Source organism: Rahnella sp. BCC 1045 (genome assembly GCF_019049615.1).
Classification (GTDB): Bacteria; Pseudomonadota; Gammaproteobacteria; order Enterobacterales; family Enterobacteriaceae; genus Rahnella; species Rahnella contaminans.
Genome location: NZ_JAFMOZ010000016.1, coordinates 1 through 423 on the forward strand (window position 1 = coordinate 1; position 423 = coordinate 423).

Here is a 423-nt window from a genome sequence, read left to right on the forward strand (position 1 = left end):
CCGTCTGACCGGCCGTGGCGATAACGCGCTTTACCAGCACGTCATGCTCGGACGTGGCATCGGGGTTGTGGAACACCACGATATCGCCTTGCTTGACGGGCTGCCCAAGCTCGAGGCTGACCTTTTGTGCCAGGATCTGGTCGCCGATTTCGATCGTGGACTCCATGGAACCGGTAGGCACCACAAAGGGTTCGACCACAAACGAGCGAATCAAAAAGGTGGCGACCAATGCGATCGCGACGACCACGATCCACTCAAACGCACCCTTTAGCACGGAATGCTGCGATGGAACCATTCTCACTCCTCGCTCTGCGAATACGAAGCGTCCAGGATCTCCTGCGCGTACGCGCGCTCCTCAGCCGTAAGGCATGCCGTCTCGATAAGATCGGGGCGCCAACGACAGGTACGCTCGATGGCATTCAT

1 protein-coding gene is annotated in these 423 nt (G+C 58.6%); it reads right to left on the bottom strand.

What is annotated here, in order from left to right; genetic code table 11:
- The coding region (gene lepB / locus J1782_RS00085; protein WP_217151881.1) for a signal peptidase I at nucleotides 1–295 on the bottom strand (295 nt) is incomplete at its 3' end.
- Nucleotides 296–423: the final 128 nt, after the last annotated feature.